A 25151-nucleotide genomic window follows, 5' to 3' on the forward strand; every position below is an offset into this window, starting at 1 on the left:
GCGATGTCGAAGTCCAACACCATCCTCTATCTCGACGGCGTCTCGGTCTCCTTCGACGGTTTCCGCGCCATCAACAATCTGTCGCTGGTGCTCGACAAGGGCGAGATGCGCGCCATCATCGGTCCCAACGGCGCCGGCAAGACGACGATGATGGACATCGTCACCGGCAAGACCCGGCCCGACGAGGGCGAAGTGTTCTTCGACGGCCAGGTCGATCTGACCCGGCACGACGAGGCGGAGATCGCCATGATGGGCATCGGCCGCAAATTCCAGAAGCCGACCGTCTTCGAAAGCCACAGCGTCGAAGACAATCTGATGCTGGCGCTGAAGGGCCCGCGCTCGATCTTTCCGGCGCTGTTCCATCGCCGCTCGGCCGCCGAAGCCAGACAGATCGACGACATCCTCGGCATCATCCGGCTGGGCGACAAGCGCCACGATCTGGCAGCCAATCTCAGCCATGGCCAGAAACAGTGGCTGGAGATCGGCATGCTGCTGGCGCAGGACCCGAAGCTGCTTTTGGTTGACGAGCCGGTCGCAGGGATGACCGATGCCGAGACCGAGGAAACCGCGCGGCTGCTCAAGGACATAGCGCGCGACCATTCGGTCATCGTCGTCGAGCACGACATGCATTTCGTGCGCGAACTCGGCGTCAAGGTCACCTGCCTGCATGAGGGCTCGGTGCTGTCGGAAGGCTCGCTCGATTTCGTCTCGGCCGACGAGCGGGTCGTCGAAGTTTATCTCGGGAGATGAGCATGGTCTGGCGGGTGCAATTCCATCGCTTCGACTTTTCGTTCCTCCGCTTCTGGAGAAGGCGCTGACATGCTTGAAGTTTCCAACGCCACGCTCCATTACGGCGCTGCTCAGGCGTTGCGCGGTGTGTCGCTGACGGCGGGTGCCGGCAAGATCACCTGCGTGCTCGGCCGCAACGGCGTCGGCAAGACCAGTTTGATGAGATCGATCGTCGGCCACCACCGGCTGACGAGCGGAAGCGTTGCCTTCGAGGGGAAGGCGCTCGACCGGAGCGCGGCGTATGATCGCGCCCGGTCGGGCATCGCATTCATACCGCAGGGCAGGGAGATCTTTCCGCTGCTGACGGTGCGCGAAAACCTGGAGTCCGGCTTTGCGCCGTTGAAGCGCGCCGACCGCAACGTGCCGGCGCATGTCTTCGAACTGTTTCCGGTGCTGAAGCAGATGCTGGGGCGGCGCGGCGGCGATCTCTCAGGCGGCCAGCAGCAGCAGCTCGCCATCGGCCGGGCGCTCGTCATGCGGCCGAAACTGCTGGTGCTCGACGAGCCGACCGAAGGCATCCAGCCCTCGATCATCAAGGACATCGGCCGCGCCATCCGCTATTTGCGCGATCAGGCCGGCATTGCGGTGCTTCTGGTCGAGCAATATCTCGATTTCTGCCGCGAGCTCGCCGACGAGGTCAACATCATGGACCGCGGCCAGATCGTCCACACCGGCCCGGCCGAAGATCTCGACCGGGCGGACGTCAGGAAGTTTCTGACGGTTTAACGCAGGTCGACGGCTGCACGGATCGTACACGTCGAAGATTGGCTGAAATGCCCACAATCACTTCGTCATTCTAGGGCGGAGCAAGGAGCGGAGCGACGCGCGCAGACCCTAGAATCCATGCCGCGACATCAGCCAAAGAGTGCCGCGATGCAGAACAAGATCGCTTCTGCGGCACATTGGCCATTCCACATTCTGCACCGTTAATGACGCTTCTTCGTCCCGGCATGGATCCCTGGGTCTTCGCTCCGCTTCGCGTCGCTACGCCCAAGGATGATGAAGTCGCGAAGGTCCGCACCCGTTGCGTCGGACTTTCGTCCGAGGCCGCCACACTCTGGCACGCCGAATACTACATGCTAGTCTTTCCTAGGCCTCGGTGAGTCGGCCGCTTCCGTATCAGTCTGGTTCTGTAGCAGATCGAGGGAATATGCTGGCTCAGCCTGCAAGTTCCACGCAAGCAAGCCACCCTAGCTTCCCTCGCAGTTCTGATTGTCGGTCAATGCGTTCAGATAATCTTGCCAGGAGAATGGGCTATGGAACGGTTCGTCGAGGACCACCAGAAACGACGGCTGACAGAGCGTGTCGACATCATCACCGCCATCAACATTCTGCGCTCGCAAGGCTACCAGCAGGATGAGCTGATCGGCGAAATCACCAAGGTTTTCTACGTCGACCTCGACACTTACAACGAGATCGTCATAGCGGCCTAAAAGCGCGTCGCGCCTGAACGGCCTCATGCGACGCGCTTTGGGGTGTTGTTTTACGTGTGGTGAGGTTCAGGCCGGCTGAATATCAGCCCAGCCTACCCGGCGCGCCGGAAGGCGAGCACACGGTTGCGGCCGCCGCGCTTGGCGCCGTAAAGCGCTTTGTCGGCGGCGCTGAGCACCTTGTCGAATTTGGTGCCGCCCTCGCTGCCGAAGGCGTAGCCGGCGCTGACCGTGCAGGACAGCAGGCGGGTCTCGGTATCGATCCGGCGCATGGCAAAACTGGCCCGGATCCGCTCGGCTATGAATTCCACCTTTTCAGGCAAGGTGCGATCGAGCACCAATGCAAATTCCTCTCCGCCCATGCGCGCGGCGACATCGCCCGGCTGGAGATTGGCGGTCAAATCCTTGGCGAACAGTTTCAGCACCTCGTCGCCGGTGGCATGGCCGAACTCGTCATTTATCGCCTTGAAGCCGTCGAGATCGAACACGATCACGGCGGTGAAGGACCGGACAGGTGTTTTGCCGTGCAGATCGAACAAAGCGCGCCGGTTGAGCAGTCCGGTCAGCGGATCGGTCAGCGCTTCGCGGCGATGATACTGCGCCAGGCGTCCCTGGTTGAGCGCCAGCGAGAGCGCGCCGATGCCGGTCATGCACGCGATGACGACGATGAGGCTGAAATCCTCGGCCCAGTTGCTCGGCGCATGGCCAAGCACCAGCCTGCCATCCCAGACAAGTGCACCGGAGCACAGCACGAAGGAAATTGCGGTGGCTGTGTAGAGCCCGGCAATGCCGAGGATCGGGGCAGGGAATTCGGTGCGGCCCTTCCAGTATTCATAGGCCGTCGCAAACAAAAGCAGCGCGGCGAAGGCATTCTCCAGCATGAAGCCCAGCCCGTCATAGCCAAGCGCCATCGGCGGCAAGGCGACTGCCAGCGAGACGCCGGCGCCGACAGCAATGCGGGGCAGCGGTGACCTCCCTGTCGTGAACTGATGGGCAGCGCCCAGCATGGTCGCGAAGCCGAGCAGCAGGAACGTGAAGCTGGCGAGGCCGAGCAGGCGTCCGGGCGCGTCGATATAGGCCTGGTAGGCGAAGACGTCGGCGACGATCAGAAGCACGCTGACCGCCCAGGTCAGCAGGAATTTTTCCGAGCGCGCGGTAAGCCAAATGCCGAACAGCGTCAGGCCGAGGCAAGCGGCGGAAAACCCGACAGCCAACAGAAGGGAACTGTAGTCGAGCGACATGCCCTCGTCCTTGCGCGCGGCGGCCGGCCTATAGAAAGGACCCGCACCGGATTTATGCAGGAAGGAGGTATCGATAAGGTTACGATGCGCATAAGCTATCACGCTTCTGTTGATCGTAGCAATTCTGGGTTGAAACCCTTTTCAAGGGAAAGCGCTACCCGGATTTCCGGGAAAACCGGTCCGCACTTTTCCTGGAATTGCTCCTAATGCATGTCGCCCAGAAGTGTGCCGCGGTTCTGGGACAACGGCATGCATCAAGACAAAGACTTAAGACTTAAATCGCGCCGTATGAATCCGTTTCAGCGCGACGCGCTTTAACCGATCAGCTCACTCGCTTCATCAGCGCCATGGCGCCGAACGGCGCGCGCACCTTGCCCTCGGTGATGAAGTAGACGAACACGTCGCGCGGTTTCACCGGCGCGTCGAAAGTCGGATCGGCGCGCCGCAGATCGGCCGGCTGCTTGCCTTGCGCCCAGGTCTTCACCCGCGCTGCCCATTCGTCCAGGCCCTTCGGCGTATAGCAATCCGGATTGTCGTCGCTGCCGGTCTGCAGCCGCGCATAGATAAAATCGCCGGTGATGTCGGCGATACCAGGATATTTGGCATGGTCGGCATAGACGATCGCCGCCTTGTATTTGCGCGCCAGGCCCACAAATTCCGGCACGCTGAAACTGTCGTTGCGCACTTCCAGCGCATGGCGCAGCGCCACGCCATCCTGCTTTTCCGGCAGCAGCTTCAGGAAGGCCTCGAAATCGTCGGCGTCGAACTTTTTCGTCGGCGCGAACTGCCAAAGGATCGGGCCCAGCTTGTCGCCCAGCGCGGCAATGCCGGAGCCGAGGAAGCGCGTCATGGACTCGCCGGCTTCGCCAAGCACGCGCCGGTTGGTGACGAAGCGATTGCCCTTCAGCGAATAGACGAAACCGTCCGGCGCCTCGCCCGCCCATTTGACGAAGGTCGGCTCCTTGAAGCTGGAATAGTAGGTGCCATTGACCTCGATGCTCGGTACCTGGCGGGTGGCGTAACTTAGCTGTTTGGCCTTGGAAAGCTTGTCCGGGTAGAAAGACGTATCCCAGGGTTCGAAAGTCCAGCCGCCCATCCCGGCGCGGATTGTTCCTTGGCTGATCATCGTCTTCCTCCCAGTTCTAAAAATGCGGTCAGGCTATTTTTCCAATCGGTTTGATCATGTCGACCACGGTCCATCCGGGACGGTGGGGATTGGCTCGGCGGCCCGTTTCGTGGAAGCCATAGGCCGTATAGATCTCGATGTTCCGCTCCATGCGCGAATTGGTGTAGAGCCGCACCTCCGGCACCCCCCATAGCCGCGCCTGTTCCTGGGCGAAGTCGAGCAGCGCGGTGCCGAGTTTCCTGCCCTGGAAAGCGGGGGAGACCGCGACGCTGAAGATCATCGCATGATCGGGATGGCGCTCAATAACGATCAGCCCGGCGAGTTCCGCGCCGCTCTCCAAGAGCCAGACCTCGCCACGCTCGATGCGTGGCGCATAGTCCTCGGTGACTGGGAGCGGCGGCGCGCCTAACAGGGGCGTGTAGTGCTCATAGGCGGTCTGCGTCAGCGAGACGACTGCGTCGAGATCACCGGCAAGCGCCTGTCGGACTGTCATTCAAAGCTCTCCAGGCGCCCGACCGGTCTGTCAGTTACTCCGCCGCTTCGCGCTTGCCTCCGGGCCGCCGCTCCAAAAGCTCCTTCAGGAACTGGCCGGTGTAGCTGCGCTTTTCGCGCACGATGGCTTCCGGTGTGCCCTGTGCCACCAGTTCGCCACCGCCATCGCCGCCTTCGGGGCCGAGGTCGAGCACCCAGTCGGCGGTCTTGATGACTTCGAGATTGTGCTCGATGACCACCACCGTGTTGCCCTGGTCGACCAGTTCGTGAAGCACTTCCAGCAACTTGGCGACGTCGTGGAAGTGCAGGCCGGTGGTCGGCTCGTCGAGGATGTAGAGCGTCTTGCCGGTCGCCTTGCGCGACAATTCCTTGGCGAGCTTGATGCGCTGCGCCTCGCCGCCCGACAGCGTCGTCGCCTGCTGGCCGATATGGATGTAGCCGAGGCCGACCTGCTTCAGCGTCTCCAGCTTGTCGCGCACCCCGGGCACGGCGGCAAAGAAATCGACGCCTTCCTCGACCGTCATGTCCAGGACGTCCGCGATCGACTTGCCCTTGAACACGACATCCAGCGTCTCGCGGTTGTAGCGCTTGCCGTGGCAGACGTCGCACGTGACGTAGACGTCGGGCAGGAAGTGCATCTCGATCTTGATGACGCCGTCGCCCTGGCAGGCCTCGCAGCGGCCGCCCTTCACGTTGAAGGAGAAGCGGCCCGGCTGATAGCCGCGGGCCTTGGCCTCGGGCAACCCGGCAAACCAGTCGCGGATCGGTGTGAAGGCGCCGGTGTAGGTGGCCGGGTTCGAACGCGGTGTGCGGCCGATCGGCGACTGGTCGATGTCGATGACCTTGTCGAGGAATTCGAGGCCCTCGATGCGGTCGTGATCGGCCGGATGCTCGCGCGAGCCCATGATGCGGCGCGACGCCGCCTTGAACAGCGTCTCGATCAGGAAGGTCGATTTGCCGCCGCCAGACACGCCGGTGACGGCGGTAAAAGTGCCGAGCGGGATTTCGGCAGTGACGTTCTTGAGATTGTTGCCGCGCGCGCCGACGATCTTCAGCCGGCGGTTTTTCTTGGCCTCGCGCCTGACACCGGGCGTGGCGACTTCGAGCGCGCCCGACAGATATTTACCGGTGATCGAGTTGGGATTGGCCATCACCTGCTGCGGCGTGCCCTGGGCGATGATCTCGCCGCCATGAATGCCGGCGGCCGGACCCATGTCGACGACATAATCGGCATGCAGGATGGCGTCCTCGTCATGCTCGACGACGATCACCGTGTTGCCGATGTCGCGCAGATGCTTGAGCGTGTCGAGCAGGCGGGCATTGTCGCGCTGGTGCAGGCCGATCGACGGCTCGTCCAGCACATAGAGCACGCCGGTGAGGCCGGAGCCGATCTGCGACGCCAGCCTTATGCGCTGGCTCTCGCCGCCCGACAGCGTGCCGGAATTGCGCGACAGCGTCAGATAGTCGAGGCCGACATCGTTGAGGAAGCGTAGGCGGTCACGGATTTCCTTGAGAACGCGCACCGCGATCTCGTTCTGCTGGTCGTTGAGATGTGGCGGCAGTTCGGTGAACCACTGGTCGGCCTTGCGGATCGACAGCTCTGTGACTTCGCCGATATGCTTGCCGGCGATCTTCACCGCCAGCGCTTCCGGCTTCAGCCGGTAACCCTTGCAGACCGGGCAGGGCGTCGCCGACATGAAGCGCTCGATCTCCTCGCGCATCCAGGCGGATTCGGTTTCCTTCCAGCGCCGTTCGAGATTGGGAATGACGCCCTCGAACGTCTTGGTCGTCTTGTAGGAGCGCAGGCCGTCATCATACTGGAAGGTGACCTCGCGCTCGCCGGTGCCGCGCAGGACGGCTTCCTTGGCCTCTTCGGTCAGGTCTTTGAACTTGTCGCCGAGCTTGAAGCCATAGGCTTTGCCCAGCGCTTCCAGCGTCTGGGCGTAATAGGGTGAGGTCGACTTCGCCCACGGGCTGACGGCGCCGTCGCGCAGCGAGACGTTTTCGTCCGGCACGATCAGGCTGGCGTCGATGGCGCGCTGGTTGCCGAGGCCGTCGCAGGTCGGGCAGGCGCCGAACGGGTTGTTGAACGAGAACAGCCGGGGCTCGATCTCCGGAATGGTGAAGCCGGAAACCGGGCAGGCGAATTTTTCCGAGAACAGGATGCGCTCATGCGTCTCGTTCTTCGATTTGTTGACCGAGTCCTCGCCGGTTTGGCTGGCGTCGAGCGGCCGGTCGGCGAACTCGGCCACCGCCAGCCCTTCCGCCAGCTTGAGCGCCGTTTCGATGGAATCGGCAAGCCGTGTCGCCAGGTCGCCGCGCACGACGATGCGGTCGACGACGACATCGATGTCGTGCTTGTACTTCTTGTCCAACGCCGGCACATCGGCGATCTCATAGAAGACGCCGTCGACCTTGACGCGCTGAAAGCCCTTCTTCTGCAGCTCCAGCAGTTCCTTGCGATACTCACCCTTGCGGCCGCGCACGATCGGCGCCAGCAGGAAAAGGCGCGTGCCTTCCTCGACCGCCAGCACCCGGTCGACCATCTGTGAAACCGTCTGGCTCTCGATCGGCAGGCCGGTCGCCGGCGAATAGGGGATGCCGACGCGCGCGAACAGCAAGCGCATGTAGTCGTAGATCTCGGTGACGGTGCCGACCGTCGAACGCGGGTTCTTCGACGTGGTCTTCTGCTCGATCGAGATGGCCGGCGACAGGCCGTCGATCTGGTCGACATCCGGCTTCTGCATCATTTCGAGGAACTGGCGCGCATAAGCCGACAGGCTCTCGACGTAACGGCGCTGGCCCTCGGCATAGATGGTGTCGAAAGCAAGCGACGATTTGCCGGAGCCCGACAGGCCGGTCATGACGATCAGGCTGTCACGCGGCAGGTCGAGATCGACATTCTTTAGGTTGTGTTCGCGTGCCCCGCGAATGGAAAGGTATTTATGGTCGGCCATCGCCGGTCGCCGCCTCAGGTCTGGTGTCAGTGGGATCGGCGGGTTTTCCCGGCCATTCCCTATGTAGGTATTTTTGCCGCCACGTCGAGAGACGCCACACTTCTCGACCAAAGCCGTTTAACCGTCTTTCGCGCGAACGGGCAAGCGGAAAGAACAAAGACCGAACACGCTCCTGACAAAGCTGTGCAGAAACTGACAAGGGTGTTTCAGAAACTGACCCTGACGTAAGCTCCCGACGATCACATTTTCCGTAACCGGCTATTCAAGGTTGACGCCGTCGAATCAGGGGCGCACTCTGCCGGAGTCAACGGAGCCGGCCGTCTTTGATGGCCTCGCCGCCCATAGCGGCCTGCGAGACGCCGCAGGTTTTTGCGATTTGTGCTTCGGATTGACACCAGTCGCAACGGACATAGGAGCGGAGCATGACGCCACCGGATAGTCCCTTGAGGCTCCACCTGCTAGTGGAGCCGCGGCGGGCATAAGTGCCAGGTAGTTTCAAGGCATTGGAGTGTATGCGTCCAAACGAACGCATCGCGTCAGTCCAACAAACCACCAGACAAACCGTGACCTGCCGAATCCCACAAAAATCAGAGACGGCTAGTCGGATCGTCGGCTGAATGCCGCGAAGCATCCGAAATCAAAGTCGGTATAACACTACCGGCAGTTTGGATTTGGAATCCAAGAAAAGCCCCGACCGTTAGCGGAAGCAACGGCGGGGCTGTTCTTTTGCGAGGAAGTCGTCGGCGCAGGCTTTCTCTCCCGTATAGTAGCTGGGAGAAGGGGCTACCGGCGCGTCGGCTTGATCCCACCCGTGCCGACATCGACAGTGATGCTGCCGGAAATCTTGACATCGGTGTCGCCGATCTTGAACGTGCCGTTCTCGCCGGCAGGCAGCGCGTCGTCCGGCTCCGGCTGCGGCGCGGGCTTGGCGATGCGGTAGTCGCCGGTCACGCCGGGCAGGGCGCCTTACCGCGACGTGCTGGTGCTGCCCCCGGCAAAGGCCATGCTCGATGTCGCCGCCGTGATGGCAATGGCTATGGTCAGTCTGTTCAGGTGGTAGCGCATGGCAAGACTATAGTGCCGCGCTCAAGGCGAGGCCAGACCAGCGGCGTTGAAATTGAGGGAACACCGGCCTGCATTCAATCCGCCGATCAGGCCGCTGCCTGCTTGCGGGTGTCGAAGACGTGGTCGACGAGGCCCCAGTCCTTGGCCTCCTTCGCGGTCATGAAGAAATCGCGGTCGAGCGTGCGTTCGACCTCTTCGTGGGTGCGGCCGCAATGGTGAGCGTAGAGGTCGGCCATGTGCCGCTTGGTGCGCAAAATGCCTTCGGCGTGACGCTGGATGTCGGAGGCCTGGCCCTGGAAGCCGCCCAAAGGCTGATGCAGCACGATGCTGGCATTGGGCAGCGCGATGCGCCGCCCCGGCGTTCCCGCCATCAGCAGGAAGGAGGCCATCGACGCGGCAAAGCCCATGCACACGGTCGACACCGGGCAGCTGACATATTGCATCGTGTCGTAGATGGCGAAACCGCTGGTCACCACGCCGCCCGGCGAGTTGATGTAGAGCGAGATCTCCTTGTCGGGATTGTCCGATTCCAGCGACAGGAGCTGGGCGCAGACCAGCGCCGACATGCCGTCATTGATCTCGCCATTGACGAAGATGATGCGCTCGCGCAGCAGCCGCGAGAAAATGTCGAAGGCGCGTTCGCCGCGGCTCGATTGCTCGATCACCATCGGCACCAGATTGGCAAAGCCGCTCATCTCATTGTCTCCGTTTTGATTTTTCCGGTTCAGGCGGCGCGCAGCAACAGGCGTGGCGCGTTGGCGGCGACAGGCCGCTTGGGCTTGTATGCGCGCAGCCAGAGCCGGCAGCCGGCGCCGGCCATCGCGACCGCAGGCGTCAGGACAAACCCGTCATGGACGATGCGCAGATGCGTGCCGCCGGAAACGGTGCGGGCGAGTGTGAAGGTGACGATGCTCCCCAGCTCCTCGCGGTCGGCGTCGCCGGAACGCTCGCGCCAGGAATAGCGCAGCAGGCGCCCCGGTTCGGCGTCGAGCACTTCGCACTCGATCGGCTTCTCAGGCCCGGCAAAGGCAAAGCGGCTGCCGGTTTCCGGATTGATGTCGTTCGGCATCATCCATTCCGCCAAGAGGTCCGGCACGGTCAGTGCCCGCCACACTTTTTCCGGTGCGTCCGGCAGATCGCATTCGAAGGCGAGGGCATCTTTGGCGGTCTGCGTCTGCTTTTCGTCGGTCATTGGTCCATGTCCTTCAAAACGACCTTCAGTCTTTCGATGCGCTCCGGCCAGAATGCGCGGTAGCGTTCGATCCAGCCGAGCAGCGGCTCGAGCCCTTGCGGATCGGCGCGATAGTAGGCGTTGCGGCCGGCGCGTCTTTCGCTGACCAGGCCTGCGCCGCGCAGCACGGCAAGGTGCTGCGACACCGCCGGCTGCGACACGCTCATGCCGGTGCGCAACTCCGACACGCTCATCTCGCCGGAAGTCAGCCGCTCGTAGACGGCGCGTCGCGTCGGGTCGGCCAGGGCGCGAAAAATCTCTGCTTCGATCATGGCAAAGCATAAGTCGATACTTATCGATTTGGCAAGGGGTGTTTTGAATGCTGCGTATTGATTGGATCCTGCCGGGCCTCTAAGCCGTGGGGAACAAGATGGGCCGATCATCGCGAGGCAGGAGTAGTATTTATGAATTCCAACGTCGATCTTTCGTCCGCCGAGAACCTCAACGAGGCTCTGAGGCTCTATCGCCGCCTCGTACTCGGTATAGGAGCGATCGCCGTCATCGGTTTCGTGGCCGTGATCTTGTTGGCCAAGCTGGGTACGGCGCTATCGCCGCCATACGGGATTTACGTCTTCGGCGAAGGATTGGGGACCTGGGGCCTGATCGCGGTGGTAGCGGCGCTCGTCGCTCAGGTGTGGTGGCACGGGCGCGCGATCGGGAAATTGCTGAATGACCCGGCTCTGAAATCTGAACCTGCAGTCGGGCTGATGTCGGCGCCAACCGTGATCGCACAGCGCGCCCATGGCATGGGCATGGAGTGGAGCGGCTTTTTCGGTCCGTTGCGGCCAGCTAAAAAACGGCGCTGACGACACCGCTTCTCGCCCCTGCGTGTCAGCTAAATCCACGCGCCCGCGTCGGCGATTGCTGCCATTCCTTGACAATCCGTGGTTAACAGTATAGGAACGAAAAGGGAACAAAAACCTTGTGGGAAAAGCCAGCCGCGGCAAGCCAGGATTGTGCGCGGCCTGTAAGGTGAACGACTTGAAATTTGTTTCGGATGAGCACGGAGAAGTGTCATGGCGGGTAGCGTCAACAAGGTCATTCTGGTCGGTAACCTCGGCGCGGACCCTGAAATCCGCCGCCTGAATTCCGGTGATCCGGTCGTCAACATCCGCATCGCCACGTCGGAAAGCTGGCGCGACAAGAACTCCGGCGAGCGCAAGGAAAAGACCGAATGGCACAACGTGGTCATTTTCAATGACCAGATCGCCAAGGTCGCCGAGCAGTACCTGAAGAAGGGCATGAAGGTTTACGTCGAAGGCCAGCTGCAGACACGCAAATGGCAAGACCAGACCGGCGCCGACAAGTACACGACCGAAGTCGTGCTGCAGAAATTCCGCGGCGAGCTGCAGATGCTCGATTCTCGCGGCGAGGGCGGCGGTCAGGTCGGCAACTATGCCGGCGGCAGCGGCGCGAGCCGTGGCTCGGATTTCGGCCAGTCTGGCCCCAATGAGAGCTTCAACCGCGGCGGCAACAGCGGTGGCGGCGGTTCCAAGGGCGGCGGTGGCGGCGGCTCGTCGCGCGAACTGGACGACGAAATCCCGTTCTGAGCTGACGGTAGTCAGCGATATCTGAGGAGAGGGCGCGATGTCGCTCGGACCGCTTCTATCGGCGCGCCCTCCCATTCCATGGCACGCCTTCGCGGCCCTTGCCGCGCTGGCCATTGGCGCTACGCAACTAGCGCTGCCGAAAGGCACGACGCGTCATCGTGTCGTCGGCTATACCTGGGCGGCGCTGATGCTGGTCGTCGCCATCTCCAGTTTCTGGATCCAGCAGATACGCCTCGTCGGTCCGTTCAGCCCGATCCATCTCTTGTCGATGTTAGTGTTGATCGCCGTGCCGCTGGCGGTCTGGCACGCGCATATGCATCGGGTCGCCACACATCGCAGGGTCATGATATCGCTGTATGTTTTCGCCCTGATCGGCGCCGGCGTGTTCACGCTGCTGCCGGGGCGGATCATGCACACGGTCGTCTTCGGCCAGTGACGCTTTCTGAAAGGAAGATTGCCGTGAAAGCCCGGATCAAATGGGTCGAGGAGCGCACCTTCGTCGGCGAGTCCGGCAGCGGCCACAAGGTTGTGCTGGGAACCGCCTCCGGGCCGGAAGGCAAGACGCCGGGTCCGAGCCCGATGGAGCTGGTGCTGATCGGCACCGGCGGCTGCTCGGCCTATGATGTCGTCCACATCCTCGAAAAAGGCCGCGAGGCGATCGAGGACTGTGTTGTCGAACTCGACGCCGACCGGGCCGAAACCGACCCGAAAGTCTTCACCCGCATCCACATGCATTTCATCGTCACGGGCCACGCGCTGTCGCGCGACAAGGTCCAGCGCGCCATCAACCTGTCGATCGAGAAATACTGCTCGGCCTCGGCCATGCTGGCCAAGACGGCTGTCATCACCCACGATTTCAAGGTCGTCGATACGGCGGTGGAGTAGGGGCTGCCGCTTACCCCGCCATCAGCGCCTTGATGCCATCCGCGACGAACTGAACCGCAAGCGCGGCCAGGATGACGCCGAGCAGGCGGGTGAGGATCGAGCGGCCGGTCTGGCCGAGGATGCGGTCGATGCGCTCCGACAGCACGAACACCAGATAGGTGATGGCAAGGCAGACGAAGATGATGCCGACCAGCGCCGCTTGTGCTGCAAAACCCTGAAACGAGCCCGACAGTAGCACGGTCGCCGAAATCGCACCGGGGCCGGCGATCAGCGGGATCGCCAGCGGGAAGGCCGCGATGTTGTGGATCATGTCCTTGGTGATGGCAACGTCGCCGATCTTCTCCTTGCGGTCCTGGCGGCGCTCAAACACCATTTCGAACGCGATGAAGAACAGCAAAAACCCGCCGGCAACGCGGAAAGCCGGCAGCGTGATGCCGAACACCGACAGGATGGACGCCCCGGCCACCGCAAACAGCGCCATCACCAGGAAGCCGATGATCGAGGCGCGCACCGAAACCTGCTGACGTTCCTCGCGGTTCATGCCGCGTGTCACCGCGAGGAAGAGCGGCGCGAGACCTGGCGGGTCGATGGTCACCAGAATGGTGACGAAGGCGTTGAACAGGCTGTCGAAACTCGGCATCGCTGACCCCTCCCGCCGGGCCGGACCCCTGCGCCACCATAGTGGTAGAGCAAAGCCCGACCGGTGGGAACCGTCTGACATGGCGATACCGGAGACGGCGTCAGTGTTAGGCGGCAGCGTTGCAATAGGCCTCCAGACGATAGCCGTCGGGATCGACGACGAAGGCAGCGTAATAGTTCTCGCCATAGTCGGCGCGCAGGCCCGGCGCGCCATTGTCGCTGCCGCCTGCACGCAAGGCGGCGGCATGGAAGGCAACGACACTCTGCCTCGTCGGCGCGCTAAAGCAGAAATGCAGACCGGACTTCTCGTCCGATGACACTGGCCGCGCCGCATCGTTCACCCACAGCGCCACGGTTTGCGCACCATAACCCAGTGAGCCTGGCGACTGGCTGAGGCAGGAATAACCGAGCGGCTTTAGCGCGGCATCGTAGAAGGGCTTCGAAACGTTGGTGTCGCGGACGCCGATCGAGACATGGTCAAGCATGTTTTTTCACCTTTTTTGCAATATGTTGCGTCATCAGTCCTGGGCGACGCGGCGCGCCAGGAACTCGACTTCGAGACGCCATGTCTTGCCATCGTCGTGCGAACGCTCGCCGAGCCAGCGGAAGCTGTCCTTGGTGATGCGCGAAAAGCTCCAGCGGACCGAGGAACCAGTGCCGTCGGCGCCGACCTGCACAATTGTGTCGCCTTCGGCGCGACCAAGCTGGCGGCTGTAGTATTGGTTTCGCGGGTCGCTCCAGAAGATGTGCCAGGCATCCGAGCCGGGATCATAGGCCCGCAGCGTTGTGCCATAGAAAGTCCATCTGCCGACCGAGGGTGAGGGGCCGGCATCGCGCGCGGGCAGGATCCATACATCCTGGATCGCCCTGCCTTCCAGGACCCAGCCGAAATGCACCTCGCCGCGTCCGGTGAGAACCGTGCCGTCCTCGAGATGGCGCGTGGCATCGAATGTCCAGGCGCCGACGAAGCGGCCGTAGAGATCCAGCTTTTCAGCCAGGCCGGGATTGGGGCCGTCGCTGTGGAGCGCTTCGTCAAAGGAGGATGTACCGATCATACTTGCTGCCTTCGTTGTGTCAGGAGGCTGCAAGCGATAGGCCCCGACCGGGTGTCGCGCTTGGGAAAAATTGCTATCTTTCAAGCCATGACGACGAGCGAACAAAACCTGGCATCGGGGCAGGGCTGGCATGTGTCCGACGTGCTGTGCACGGCCGGCGCCGGCGACCGCCCGTTCGAGGAGGCGCACGACACCTTTTGCGTTGCCGCTGTCACCAGCGGCACCTTCCGCTACCGCACCAGGCAAGGCGCCGCCATGCTGGCGCCGGGCGCGATCCTGCTCGGCAATGTCGGCGCCTGCTATGAATGCGGGCATGAGCATGGCGCCGGCGACCGTTGCCTGTCCTTCCACTTCGCACCGGCCTATCTCGACCGCATCGCCAGCGACGTGCCCGGCGCGAGCAAGCCCGCCTTCGGCGTGCCGCATCTGCCGCCCTTGCCAGCGCTCGCATCGCTGCTGGCCGAGGCGGAAGCGGCGCGCGAGATGGTCGACATCGACGCCTTTGAAGAGCTTGGCCTGCGAATTGCCGGCGCAGCACTGGCAGTTGCCGGCGCAGCACTGCCTGTGGCCAGCGATGCGGTGCCTGGCGTTCGACCGCCGAGCCGCCGCGACCAGAAACGGGTTGCCGAGGCGGTGCGGCAGATCGAGTTCAATGCCGACAGGCCGGTCTCGCTTTCCGAGCTTGCCTGCGCGACGGCGACCAGCCCGTATCATTTCCTGCGCACCTTCCGGCAGGTCGCCGGCATGACGCCCTATCAGTTTCTGCTGAGAACCCGGCTGCACCGCGCGGCGGTGCGGCTGCGCATGTCAGGCGATGCCATCTCGGCAATCGCCTTCGAGGCCGGTTTCAACGATTTGTCGACGTTCAACCGCCGTTTCCGGCGCGTCATGGGTGAGACGCCTGGCCACTATCGCGCCCGGCGGGTGGCTACCCGCTGATGCGTCCGCCTGCCTCCTGATACGCTCTTTGCTTTGAAAACGGTCCATCGCAGGCTTTTGCCCTTGCGGCGGCGAAATGCGTTATGGCCAAATCGTCGCAATCAGAGGTATCCATTTGAAATTGCCGCCAAAATTGTCGTTGGAAAAGCACCACGAATATTGGAGTTTCGGCCGTGCTTCCTATATAAGCGGTCAGTGATTCCTGATTAGATTGTGATCCGATTTGACCGACCAAAAACCCCCGCGCGGCGCCGACGGCGGCCCTACCGGCATCGAGCCCATCTCCATCATCGAGGAGATGCAGAGCTCCTACCTCTCTTATGCCATGAGCGTCATCGTCAGCCGTGCGCTGCCCGATGTACGCGACGGCCTGAAGCCGGTTCACCGCCGCATTCTCTATGCGGCGCATGAGAGCGGTTACCACTGGAACCGCAAATATGTGAAGTCGGCCCGCCCGGTCGCCGACGTGATGGGTAAATACCATCCGCATGGCGACGCCTCGATCTACGACGCCTTGGTGCGCATGGCGCAGGACTGGTCGCTGCGCGTTCCGCTGATCGACGGGCAGGGTAATTTCGGCTCCATCGACGGCGATCCGCCGGCGGCGATGCGCTACACCGAATCGCGGCTGACCAAGGTCGCGCATGAACTCTTGGAGGACATCGACAAGGAAACCGTCGATTTCCAGGAGACTTATGACGCATCCGACACCGAACCGAAGGTGCTGCCGGCCCGCTTCCCCAATCTTCTGGTCAACGGTTCCGGCGGCATCGCCGTCGGCATGGCCACCAACATCCCGCCGCACAATCTGGCCGAGATCTGCAACGGCGCCATCGCCATCATCGACAATCCGGCGATCGATTTGCCGGCGCTGATGGAGATCATTCCGGGTCCCGATTTCCCGACCGGCGGCATCGTGCTCGGCCGTTCCGGCATCTACAGCGCCTATGCGACTGGCCGTGGCTCCATCGTCATGCGCGGCAAGGTCAATGTCGAACAGCGCGGAAACGACCGTGAATCGATCATCATCACGGAAGTCCCGTACCAGGTGAACAAGGCCTCGATGATCGAGAAAATGGCCGAGCTGGTGCGCGACAAGCGCATCGAAGGCATTTCCGACATTCGCGACGAAAGCGACCGCCAGGGCTACCGCGTCGTCATCGAGCTGAAGCGCGACGCTGTCGCCGACGTCATTCTCAACCAGCTTTACCGCTTCACGCCGCTGCAGACCTCCTTCGGCGCCAATATGGTGGCGCTGAACGGCGGCAAGCCGGAAGTGATGAACCTGACCGACATGCTGAAGGCGTTTGTCAGCTTCCGCGAAGAGGTGATTAGCCGGCGCACGAAATTCCTGCTGCGCAAGGCGCGCGACCGCGCCCACGTGCTGGTCGGCCTCGCCATCGCCGTCGCCAACATCGACGAAGTGATCAAGCTGATCCGCACCGCGCCCGATCCGCAGACGGCGCGCGAGCAGTTGATGGAGCGACGCTGGCCCTCCGGGGACGTGGAGTCATTGATTCTGCTTATCGACGATCCGCGCCATCGCATCAATGAGGATGGCACCTACAACCTCTCCGAGGAACAGGCGCGCGCAATCCTCGAACTGCGCCTGCAGCGCCTGACCGCGCTCGGCCGTGACGAAATCGCCGACGAGCTGAACACCATCGGCGACGAGATCAAGGATTACCTCGACATTCTGTCGTCCCGCGCCCGCATCCAGCAGATCGTCAAGGACGAGCTTGCCGCCGTGCGCGACGAGTTCGGCACGCCGCGCCGCACCGAGCTCACCGACGGCGGCGCCGACATGGAAGACGAGGACCTGATCCAGCGCGAGGACATGGTCGTCACCGTCAGCCATTCCGGCTACATCAAGCGCGTGCCGCTGTCGCTCTACCGGGCGCAACGCCGCGGCGGCAAGGGCCGCTCCGGCATGTCGACCAAGGAAGAGGATTTCGTCACCCGGCTGTTTGTGGCCAACACGCATACGCCGGTGCTGTTCTTCTCCTCGCGCGGCATCGTCTACAAGGAAAAGGTCTGGCGGCTGCCAATCGGCAATCCGCAGTCGCGCGGCAAGGCGCTGATCAACATGCTGCCGCTGGAGCAGGGCGAGCGCATCACCACCATCATGCCGCTGCCCGAGGACGAGACCAGCTGGGGCGAACTCGACGTCATGTTCGCCACCACGCGCGGCACCGTGCGCCGCAACAAGCTGTCCGAATTCGTCCAGGTCAACCGCAACGGCAAGATCGCCATGAAGCTGGAGGAGGAGGGCGACGAGATCCTCGGCGTCGAGACCTGCACAGACAATGACGATGTGCTTTTGACCGCCAGCTCCGGCCAGTGCATCCGCTTCCGCGTTGGCGATGTGCGCGTCTTCCAGAGCCGCAATTCGGTCGGCGTGCGCGGCATAAGCATGGCCGAGACCGACCGCATCATCTCCATGTCGGTGATCGAGCATGTCGATGCTTCACCGGCGGAACGCTCCGCCTACCTCAAGCGGGCAGCACTGGAGCGGCGGCTTGCCGCCGAGGTGACCGGCGAGGAAGAAGAGATTGCACTCACCAATGAGGAGATTGGCGAGGAGACCGAGCTTTCCGACAGCCGTTACGAAGAGCTCAAGGCGCATGAGCAGTATGTGCTGACGGTGACCGAATATGGCTACGGCAAGCGCTCGTCATCCTACGATTTCCGCCTGACCGGACGCGGCGGCAAAGGCATCCGCGCCACCGACGTGTCGAAGGTGGCCGAGATCGGCCAGCTGGTGGCGACTTTCCCGGTCGGCAATGACGACCAGATCATGCTGGTTTCGGATGGCGGCACGGTCATCCGGGTGCCGGTCAACGGTATCCGTTTCGCCAGCCGCGCCACCAAGGGCGTGACCATCTTCAACACCGCCGAAGGCGAGAAGGTGGTTTCGGTCGAACGGATTTCGGAGCCGCAGGCCGACGAGGATGTCGAAGAGGGTGTCATTGAGGCCGGCGCCGGAGATGCCGTACCGGACAGCACCGAATAGGTTTGAGCAACAACGCCGGCCCGATGGGCCGGCGCAAACAAGAAACTAGCAATAAATCAGGGGCGACGGTGGGGCCAGCGAGCGCCGAAACCTTCGAACCGCTTTGTGCGGACACGGACGCGCTCTGCCTCGCTATGCAATCCGAATGCGGTGGCGATCAGCATGGCGACGGTCATTGCGGTGGCGAGCATGTAGATCAGCATGTGCGTGTTCTCCTGCGCCTATCCAACGGTTAGGTCGGGTTTTGGTTTCATCTTCCGAAGTGCAAACTAGCGAACGCGGCGTGAAGTCTTCGTGATCAAGGCATTCATCTGTCGTTCATGTCTGCGAAAAGGTTCACGCAGATGTTCCCAATCGCATTTGCCTTCCGCCCAATGCCCCGCTAGAAGCACCTCCCATGACCGATCGCATCGCCCTTTATGCCGGCTCCTTCGACCCGCTGACCAACGGCCATCTCGATGTCCTGAAGGCATCGCTGGCTGTCGCCGACACGGTTTATGCGGCGATCGGCACTCACCCCGGCAAGACGCCGCTGTTTTCCTTCGACGAACGGGTGAAGCTGATCGAGGCCGCGACCAAGGCCGAATTTGGCCGCGACGGCGACCGTATCAAGGTCGTCGCCTTTGACGGGCTGGTCATCGACGCGGCCCGCAAGCATGGCGCCTCGATCATGATCCGCGGCCTGCGCGACGGCACCGATCTCGATTACGAGATGCAGATGGCCGGCATGAACGAGACCATGGCGCCGGAACTGCAGACGGTTTTTCTGCCCGCCAGCCCATCGGTACGCACCATTACCGCCACACTTGTGCGCCAGATAGCCTCGATGGGCGGAGACATCCGTCCCTTCGTACCGGCCGCCGTTGCCGGTGCGCTCACCGCCAAATTCGCGAAATAGTGCATGTCGCCCCAAAGTGGATGCCGGTTTTTGGGGCAACGACATGCACCCTAACAAAGACCTTCGGAGATCCCTTATGCAGCTGAAAAAGCTCGCCTCGTTTCTCGTCGTGCTTGCCGGTCTCGTGACCGCATCCGTTTCGGCCTTCGCCGCCGAACCGGAAAACACCATGGTCATCACCTTGAAGAACGGCGACGTCACCATCGCGCTACGCCCCGACCTGGCACCCAAGCATGTCGCGCAGATCAAGAAGCTGGTGCGTGAAGGCGCTTATAACGATGTCGCATTCCACCGGGTCATCAACGGCTTTATGGCGCAGACCGGCGACGTCAAGTTCGGCAACATGAAGAAGGGGTTCAGCCCCGAGGCCGTCGGCACCGGCGGTTCAGACCTGCCCGACCTGCCGGCCGAATTCTCGCAGAGTGAGCATTTCAAGCGCGGCACGCTCGGCATGGCCCGCTCGCAGGATCCGAACTCCGCCAATTCACAGTTCTTCATCATGTTCGCGCCGGCGCCAAACCTCGATGGCCAGTACACCATCGTCGGCAATGTCGTCAGTGGCATGGAGCTGGTGGACAAGATCAAGAAGGGCGACGAGGCCGACAACGGCACGGTCAGCGACCCCGACCGCATGATCAAGGTACGCATCGCCGCCGACAAGTAAACCAATCAAATCAATCTGTTTTTCTGAGATAAAGGAGATCCGACATGGCTGAGATCAAGGACCGCGAAAACGCGCTCATCCTGGAAACGACCAAGGGCAAGGTCGTCATCGAACTGTTTCCCGACCTGGCCCCCGGCCACGTCGCCCGCATCAAGGAACTGGCCCGCGAAGGCGCCTATGACGGCGTGGTTTTCCACCGCGTCATCGAAGGCTTTATGGCGCAGACCGGTGACGTCAAGTTCGGCAATTCGTCGAAGCCGACCTTCGCGCCGTCGCGTGCGGGCATGGGCGGCTCGGAAAAGCCGGACCTGAAGGCTGAGTTCTCCAACGCCAACCATGGCCGCGGCACCTGCTCGATGGCCCGTTCGCAGAACCCGAACTCGGCCAATTCGCAGTTCTTCATCTGCTTCGACGATGCCGCCTTCCTCAACCGCCAGTACACGGTCTGGGGCCAGGTCATCGAAGGCATGGACAATGTCGACAAGATCAAGCGCGGCGAGCCGGTGGTCGATCCCGACAAGATCGTGTCGCTGAAGGTCGCGGCCGACGTCAAGTAAGGACAAACGACGATGATGGGCGTGGTCTGGTCGCTGCTCGGCATCCTGTCAGGCGCCTTCATCGCCGTCCAGGCGCCGATCAACTCGCAGCTGGCGCGCGGCCTGGGGCTCCCGGTCGCGGCTGCTGCGTTCTCGTTCCTGTCGGGCGCGATCGTGCTTGGTATCATCTCCATTGCCGTTGTGCGGCTGCAGGACATCTCGCTCGACTGGAAGGCGCCGGCGCCTTGGCTGTTCATCGCCGGCGGCATGCTCGGCGGTTTCTATGTTACCCTGTCAACCATTCTTACGCCGCGCATTGGTGCAGCCGCGTTGATGGCGTTCCTGGTTGCCGGCCAGCTCTTCGCCGGCATGCTGATCGATCGCGTCGGCTTTCTCGGCGTGGCGGTGCGCGAGATTTCGCTCGGCCGCATCGCCGGCGCGGTGCTGCTCTTGGCCGGAGCGCTGCTCGTCCGGCTCTACTGATGCGCGTCGACCTCTTCGACTTCGACCTGCCTGAGGAGCGCATCGCGCTTCGCCCGGCCGAGCCGCGCGACAGCGCCAGAATGCTGGTGGTCAGGCCGGGCGAGGGTCTTTCGGATCGCACGGTTGGCGACCTGCCGTCCTTGCTCAGGGCTGGCGATGTTCTGGTCTTCAACGACACCAAGGTCATTCCTGCCCAGTTAAGAGGCATCAGGCGGCGCGGCGAAGCGCAGGCGCAGGTCGACGCCACGCTGCATATGCGCATGGCGCCGGACCGCTGGCTGGCCTTCATGCGGCCGGGCAAGCGCATCGCCGCCGGCGACCGTCTCCATTTCGGCCATGACGGCAATTCCTGTTTTCTCGGCCAGCTCGACGCCACGGTGATCGAGAAGGGAGACGCCGGCGAGGCGTTGCTCGGCTTCGACCTCTCCGGCCCATTTCTCGACGAAGCGCTGCGCGCCGTCGGCCACATCCCGCTGCCCCCCTATATCGCCTCCAAGCGCGACGACGACGCACGCGACCTGACGGATTACCAGACAATCTATGCCAAGGAGGAGGGCGCAGTCGCTGCCCCCACCGCAGGCCTGCATTTTACGCCGGAGCTGTTTGCCGCGCTGGATGCAAAAGGCATCGAACGCCGCTTCGTCACCTTGCATGTCGGCGCCGGCACCTTCCTGCCGGTCAAGGCGGACGACACCGCTGACCACAAGATGCATGCCGAGACCGGCTCGGTCAGCGAAGCAACAGCCGACGCTCTAAATGGCGCCAAGGCGCGGGGCGGGCGCATCATCGCTGTCGGCACGACCTCGCTGCGCCTGCTGGAGAGCGCGGCACGGCCTGATGGCTCGCTGACCGCCTGGTCCGGCCCGACCGACATCTTCATCACGCCGGGCTATCGGTTCAAGACCGCCGACCTGCTGATGACCAATTTCCATCTGCCGCGTTCGACGCTGTTCATGCTGGTTTCGGCCTTCAGCGGCCTAGATACGATGCGTGCGGCCTATGCTCATGCCATCGGGAACGATTACAGGTTCTATTCCTACGGAGATGCAAGCCTGCTTTATCGAGCGGAGATGAGCGATGGATGATGACCTGCAGGCCTTTGATCGCGAAAGCCTGATCGCCGAAGTGAAGAAATTGCGTGCCGGCATTCGCCAGCATCGAGATTCTACCGGCCATGATTTATGCTGGCATCATCCCAACCTGTGGGACCTGCTGCCGGAAAAGACCGATCCATCGATTGCCGTGCCGCCATGGCCGAAATTCATGCGCGGCTGCATCCAATACCGCCAGTCGCTCGACAGGCAGGCGCCAGGCGCGCCTGTCCATGACAAGGAATTCAATGGCTGAGACATTCACCTTCAAGATCCTCGCCACCGACGGCAAGGCGCGGCGCGGTTCCATCACCATGCCGCGCGGCGAAATCCGCACGCCGGCCTTCATGCCGGTCGGCACCGGCGGCACGGTCAAGGCCATGTATATGGACCAGGTGCGCGGCGTCGGCGCCGACATCATCCTGGGCAATACCTATCATCTGATGCTGCGCCCCGGCGCCGAGCGCGTGGCGCGGCTTGGTGGGTTGCATGAATTCGCCCGCTGGCCGCAGCCGATCCTGACCGACAGTGGCGGTTTTCAGGTCATGTCGCTGTCGAAGCTCAGAAAATTGACCGAGAAGGGCGTCACCTTTCGCTCGCACATTGACGGCGCTGCCTACGAGATGTCGCCGGAGCGCTCGATCGAGATCCAGGGCCTGCTCGATTCCGACATCCAGATGCAGCTCGACGAATGCACAGCGCTGCCGGCCGACCTCAAGCAGATCGAGCGCGCGATGGAGCTGTCGCTGCGCTGGGCCGAGCGCTGCAAGACAGCGTTCGGCGATCAGCCCGGCAAGGCGATGTTCGGCATCGTCCAGGGTGGCGACAACGCAGCTCTCAGGGTGCGTTCGGCGCAGGCGCTGAGCGCGATGGAGCTGAAGGGCTATGCGGTCGGCGGCCTGGCCGTCGGCGAACCGCAAGCGGTGATGCTGGATATGCTGGAGATCACCTGTCCGGAATTGCCTGACGACAAGCCTCGATATCTCATGGGCGTCGGCACGCCGGACGACATCGTGAAATCGGTGGCGCGCGGCATCGACATGTTCGACTGCGTCATGCCGACCCGCGCCGGCCGCCATGGCCTGGCCTATACCAGGCGCGGCAAGGTCAATCTCAGGAATGCCCGCCACGCGGACGATCCGCGGCCGCTGGATGAGGAGAGCGACTGCCCGGCCGCGCGCGACTACTCTCGCGCCTATCTGCACCATCTCGTGCGCTCGCAAGAGGCGCTGGGGGCGATGCTTCTGACCTGGAACAACCTGTCCTACTATCAGAAGCTGATGCAGGACATTCGCGCCGCGATCGAGGCAAAGGCCTTCGAGGCGCGCACATCAGACATTTCAGAGGGATGGGCGAGGGGCGATATTCCGGTGCTATAAGCACATCTAGGTGCTGAGCGAATTCGCTGCGCGCAAGCTGCAGCCGGTGATTTGAAAGCTGCCGTCGGGCTGCTGTTCCAGCGTGTAGACCGCCTCATAGTCCTTGCCGTCGGGTCCGACGATCAGCACTTGCTGGATTAGCGAAGTTGGCCCCATCTGCTCGACCTTGCCGAAGGAATAGCTCTGCGGCTGGCGCACCGGCGGATAGCCGTTGGTCACCATGTTCATGAAGGTGTCGACGGTCGGAAAGATGCGCTTCACATTTGGAGCGGCGAAACTGTACGCCTTGGCGCCATCATTGGCGATGAGCGCCTTCAACTGACCATCGATGACGGCCTGGCCGGCCTTGACTTCGGCGTCGCCGGCAAGGGCTGCCGACACGAACAACGCGAACAGCAATGAAACGACTGCGAACGCGGTGCGGCGCATGGCCTGTCTCCATTGTCCCCCAACAAAACCTGTCCCGGGACGCATCATACCATACGCTTGGCGGAGCCTCACGGTTTCAGCAACCGCAATATTTGCCACGCAAGTGCCACAAGATCATGCTTAAGCCTCCTTTAACGCGAGGCGCGCATCGTAGGGACGGGTGGGGACCCGTTCGCGCAACCAGGGGACGACCATGTTCAAGCAGCCGATCGACCGGCGCCTTTTGCTGAAAGGCGCGGCAAGTCTTGCAGTTTTGGCTCCCTTGCCCGCCTGGGCAAGCACTGGGCCGACCGTCACGGAAGTCGCCTTCGATCCCGCCATTCCAGGGCTCGGCAACCCCGATGGCGACGTCACCATCGCCGAATTCGTCGACTATCAGTGCCCGATCTGCAAACTCGTTTTCGTTGAGCTGAAGAAGTTAATGGACGAGGACAGCGGCATTCGGCTTGTGATGAAGGACTGGCCGATCTTCGGCGACGTGTCGCGCGACGCGGCGCGGGTGACGCTGCTGAGCGGCGAACACTATGCCGCGGCGGTCGATGCGCTGATGACCAACCAGCGCGGCCTTTCGGAACGCCGCACCAACGACATCCTTTCTTCCGTCGGTGTCGATGTGGCGATGGTGCGTGCCGACCTCGCCATCCGTGAACCCGACATCGACGCTGCCCTTGTCCGCACCGAAGCCCAGGCGAAGGCTTTCAAGCTGCGCGGCACGCCAGCCCTGGTCATCGGCGGCAACCTGTACCGGCGCGGCATGCCCGTGTCCGAACTGAGACAAGCCGTCGCCAAGGCCCGCTCCGCCTGATGCTTGAAAGCCGGGCGGCAGTCTGCCACAAGGGCCGCTTGAGTGCTGAAGCTTGATCGGGACCGGCAATGAAGACGTTTTTCATGCAGATAAAGTGCGATCTGGGCAAGTCCTATGAGGTCGCCAGCGCGCTCGCCGATGCCGAAATCGCCTCGGAGATCTACTCGACCGCCGGCAATTACGACTTGCTTGCCAAATTCTACGTCGACGACGAGGAAGATGTCGGCCACTTCGTCAACGAGAAAGTGCAGATTATTCCCGGAATCAAGGACACCTTCACGGTCGTCACTTTCCGCGCATTCTAAAGCAATTCCAGGAAAAGTGTGAAGCGGTTTTCCGTCCGGAATTGCGGCAAAGCAAAAAGCCATGGCAGGTCGCCGTTTCCATGAAACGGTGAACTGCTATGGCCGCATCAGGCACTTGCCCGGCGACAAGGCAGAGCCTGATTAAGGTC

30 protein-coding genes and 1 pseudogene are annotated in these 25151 nt (G+C 62.5%); 18 read left to right on the top strand and 13 right to left on the bottom strand.

All coding sequences use genetic code 11. The features are described from left to right. Positions 1–3: 3 nt before the first annotated feature. The 3 genes from urtD to NKI64_RS19060 all read left to right on the top strand — a co-directional run bounded on the left by urtD (position 4) and on the right by NKI64_RS19060 (position 2222). Positions 4–750 carry an urea ABC transporter ATP-binding protein UrtD gene (urtD, locus tag NKI64_RS19050; RefSeq protein ID WP_023696501.1) on the top strand — a complete coding sequence of 249 codons (747 nt, stop codon included), beginning with the start codon at positions 4–6 and terminating at the stop codon, positions 748–750. 69 nt (positions 751–819) lie between these two features. Further along, complete coding sequence (urtE, locus tag NKI64_RS19055) at positions 820–1515, top strand: urea ABC transporter ATP-binding subunit UrtE (protein WP_023700798.1); 696 nt, start codon at positions 820–822, stop codon at positions 1513–1515. 530 nt (positions 1516–2045) lie between these two features. Next, positions 2046–2222: a hypothetical protein gene (locus tag NKI64_RS19060; RefSeq protein ID WP_023670936.1), complete on the top strand. Its 177-nt coding sequence runs from the start codon at positions 2046–2048 to the stop codon at positions 2220–2222. A gap of 92 nt (positions 2223–2314) precedes the next feature. Here NKI64_RS19060 and NKI64_RS19065 read toward each other — a convergent pair whose 3' ends face one another. From NKI64_RS19065 to NKI64_RS19100, 8 genes and pseudogenes are all read right to left on the bottom strand, one after another. Beyond that, positions 2315–3460: a GGDEF domain-containing protein gene (locus tag NKI64_RS19065; RefSeq protein WP_023688638.1), complete on the bottom strand. Its 1146-nt coding sequence runs from the start codon at positions 3458–3460 to the stop codon at positions 2315–2317. Positions 3461–3782: 322 nt separating this feature from the next. Then, on the bottom strand, positions 3783–4586 hold the full coding sequence (locus NKI64_RS19070) for a DUF72 domain-containing protein (protein WP_023670938.1): 804 nt from the start codon (positions 4584–4586) through the stop codon (positions 3783–3785). Positions 4587–4614: 28 nt separating this feature from the next. Continuing rightward, entirely contained in the window at positions 4615–5079 is a 465-nt protein-coding gene (locus NKI64_RS19075) for a GNAT family N-acetyltransferase (RefSeq protein WP_023688637.1), read from the bottom strand. Between the two features lie 34 nt (positions 5080–5113). After that, positions 5114–8035 (bottom strand): excinuclease ABC subunit UvrA, encoded by a 2922-nt coding sequence (uvrA, locus tag NKI64_RS19080; RefSeq protein WP_023736557.1) that lies wholly within the window; start codon positions 8033–8035, stop codon positions 5114–5116. Positions 8036–8818: 783 nt separating this feature from the next. Next, positions 8819–9040: pseudogene (locus NKI64_RS19085) on the bottom strand (hypothetical protein). 146 nt (positions 9041–9186) lie between these two features. Beyond that, positions 9187–9795 carry an ATP-dependent Clp protease proteolytic subunit gene (locus NKI64_RS19090; protein WP_023684630.1) on the bottom strand — a complete coding sequence of 203 codons (609 nt, stop codon included), beginning with the start codon at positions 9793–9795 and terminating at the stop codon, positions 9187–9189. Between the two features lie 29 nt (positions 9796–9824). Then, positions 9825–10292, bottom strand: a complete 468-nt coding sequence (locus tag NKI64_RS19095) for an SRPBCC family protein (protein ID WP_023819863.1) — start codon at positions 10290–10292, stop codon at positions 9825–9827. Further along, on the bottom strand, positions 10289–10603 hold the full coding sequence (locus NKI64_RS19100; RefSeq protein ID WP_023706188.1) for an ArsR/SmtB family transcription factor: 315 nt from the start codon (positions 10601–10603) through the stop codon (positions 10289–10291). Before NKI64_RS19100 ends, NKI64_RS19095 begins: the two co-directional genes overlap by 4 nt. Positions 10604–10735: 132 nt before the next feature. Between NKI64_RS19100 and NKI64_RS19105 the strand changes: the two genes are divergently transcribed. The 4 genes from NKI64_RS19105 to NKI64_RS19120 all read left to right on the top strand — a co-directional run bounded on the left by NKI64_RS19105 (position 10736) and on the right by NKI64_RS19120 (position 12766). Then, positions 10736–11137 carry a hypothetical protein gene (locus NKI64_RS19105; protein WP_023684632.1) on the top strand — a complete coding sequence of 134 codons (402 nt, stop codon included), beginning with the start codon at positions 10736–10738 and terminating at the stop codon, positions 11135–11137. A gap of 210 nt (positions 11138–11347) precedes the next feature. Next, positions 11348–11881: a single-stranded DNA-binding protein gene (gene ssb, locus NKI64_RS19110; protein WP_023684633.1), complete on the top strand. Its 534-nt coding sequence runs from the start codon at positions 11348–11350 to the stop codon at positions 11879–11881. 37 nt (positions 11882–11918) lie between these two features. After that, entirely contained in the window at positions 11919–12317 is a 399-nt protein-coding gene (locus NKI64_RS19115; protein ID WP_023684634.1) for a DUF2306 domain-containing protein, read from the top strand. A gap of 23 nt (positions 12318–12340) precedes the next feature. Continuing rightward, positions 12341–12766 (top strand): OsmC family protein, encoded by a 426-nt coding sequence (locus NKI64_RS19120; protein ID WP_023684635.1) that lies wholly within the window; start codon positions 12341–12343, stop codon positions 12764–12766. Positions 12767–12776: 10 nt separating this feature from the next. Here NKI64_RS19120 and NKI64_RS19125 read toward each other — a convergent pair whose 3' ends face one another. From NKI64_RS19125 to NKI64_RS19135, 3 genes are all read right to left on the bottom strand, one after another. After that, positions 12777–13406, bottom strand: a complete 630-nt coding sequence (locus tag NKI64_RS19125) for a MarC family protein (RefSeq protein ID WP_023670949.1) — start codon at positions 13404–13406, stop codon at positions 12777–12779. Positions 13407–13512: 106 nt separating this feature from the next. Further along, positions 13513–13890, bottom strand: coding sequence for a VOC family protein (locus tag NKI64_RS19130; protein ID WP_023726684.1), 378 nt, complete (start codon positions 13888–13890; stop codon positions 13513–13515). A gap of 33 nt (positions 13891–13923) precedes the next feature. Beyond that, the gene (locus NKI64_RS19135) at positions 13924–14460 is read right to left on the bottom strand and encodes a hypothetical protein (RefSeq protein WP_023736560.1); all 537 of its coding nucleotides are present in this window, start codon (positions 14458–14460) and stop codon (positions 13924–13926) included. Between the two features lie 87 nt (positions 14461–14547). Between NKI64_RS19135 and NKI64_RS19140 the strand changes: the two genes are divergently transcribed. Then, positions 14548–15399 carry a helix-turn-helix transcriptional regulator gene (locus NKI64_RS19140; protein WP_023736561.1) on the top strand — a complete coding sequence of 284 codons (852 nt, stop codon included), beginning with the start codon at positions 14548–14550 and terminating at the stop codon, positions 15397–15399. Positions 15400–15622: 223 nt separating this feature from the next. Further along, positions 15623–18412, top strand: coding sequence for a DNA gyrase subunit A (gyrA, locus tag NKI64_RS19145; RefSeq protein WP_023696506.1), 2790 nt, complete (start codon positions 15623–15625; stop codon positions 18410–18412). Between the two features lie 56 nt (positions 18413–18468). On the opposite strand, the gene NKI64_RS19150 is transcribed toward gyrA, so the two are convergent. Next, on the bottom strand, positions 18469–18615 hold the full coding sequence (locus NKI64_RS19150; RefSeq protein WP_023670953.1) for a hypothetical protein: 147 nt from the start codon (positions 18613–18615) through the stop codon (positions 18469–18471). A 194-nt stretch (positions 18616–18809) separates the two neighbouring features. On the opposite strand from NKI64_RS19150, the gene coaD reads away from it, so the two are divergent. The 7 genes from coaD (at position 18810) to tgt (ending at position 23463) form a co-directional block, all read left to right on the top strand. After that, positions 18810–19310, top strand: a complete 501-nt coding sequence (gene coaD, locus NKI64_RS19155; protein ID WP_023670954.1) for a pantetheine-phosphate adenylyltransferase — start codon at positions 18810–18812, stop codon at positions 19308–19310. 169 nt (positions 19311–19479) lie between these two features. Then, positions 19480–19974 carry a peptidylprolyl isomerase gene (locus NKI64_RS19160; RefSeq protein ID WP_245260304.1) on the top strand — a complete coding sequence of 165 codons (495 nt, stop codon included), beginning with the start codon at positions 19480–19482 and terminating at the stop codon, positions 19972–19974. A 44-nt stretch (positions 19975–20018) separates the two neighbouring features. Further along, complete coding sequence (locus NKI64_RS19165; RefSeq protein ID WP_023696509.1) at positions 20019–20531, top strand: peptidylprolyl isomerase; 513 nt, start codon at positions 20019–20021, stop codon at positions 20529–20531. 12 nt (positions 20532–20543) lie between these two features. Further along, on the top strand, positions 20544–20993 hold the full coding sequence (locus NKI64_RS19170; protein WP_023726680.1) for a DMT family transporter: 450 nt from the start codon (positions 20544–20546) through the stop codon (positions 20991–20993). Continuing rightward, a complete protein-coding gene (gene queA / locus NKI64_RS19175; RefSeq protein WP_023736563.1) occupies positions 20993–22078 on the top strand; it encodes a tRNA preQ1(34) S-adenosylmethionine ribosyltransferase-isomerase QueA in 1086 nt (361 codons plus the stop codon). Before NKI64_RS19170 ends, queA begins: the two co-directional genes overlap by 1 nt. Then, positions 22071–22340: a hypothetical protein gene (locus NKI64_RS19180; protein ID WP_023684641.1), complete on the top strand. Its 270-nt coding sequence runs from the start codon at positions 22071–22073 to the stop codon at positions 22338–22340. Before queA ends, NKI64_RS19180 begins: the two co-directional genes overlap by 8 nt. Further along, positions 22333–23463 (top strand): tRNA guanosine(34) transglycosylase Tgt, encoded by a 1131-nt coding sequence (tgt, locus tag NKI64_RS19185; protein WP_352669399.1) that lies wholly within the window; start codon positions 22333–22335, stop codon positions 23461–23463. The genes NKI64_RS19180 and tgt overlap by 8 nt, the downstream gene beginning before the upstream one ends. Positions 23464–23469: 6 nt before the next feature. Here tgt and NKI64_RS19190 read toward each other — a convergent pair whose 3' ends face one another. After that, entirely contained in the window at positions 23470–23892 is a 423-nt protein-coding gene (locus tag NKI64_RS19190) for a DUF4864 domain-containing protein (RefSeq protein WP_023684643.1), read from the bottom strand. Positions 23893–24085: 193 nt separating this feature from the next. Here NKI64_RS19190 and NKI64_RS19195 point away from each other — a divergent pair, with 193 nt between their 5' ends. Both NKI64_RS19195 and NKI64_RS19200 read left to right on the top strand, forming a co-directional pair. Continuing rightward, positions 24086–24697: a DsbA family protein gene (locus NKI64_RS19195; RefSeq protein WP_352669402.1), complete on the top strand. Its 612-nt coding sequence runs from the start codon at positions 24086–24088 to the stop codon at positions 24695–24697. A 68-nt stretch (positions 24698–24765) separates the two neighbouring features. Further along, positions 24766–25002, top strand: coding sequence for an Lrp/AsnC family transcriptional regulator (locus tag NKI64_RS19200; protein WP_023670963.1), 237 nt, complete (start codon positions 24766–24768; stop codon positions 25000–25002). Positions 25003–25151: the final 149 nt, after the last annotated feature.

This window comes from Mesorhizobium sp. M0478, assembly GCF_040321305.1.
Taxonomy (GTDB): domain Bacteria; phylum Pseudomonadota; class Alphaproteobacteria; order Rhizobiales; family Rhizobiaceae; genus Mesorhizobium.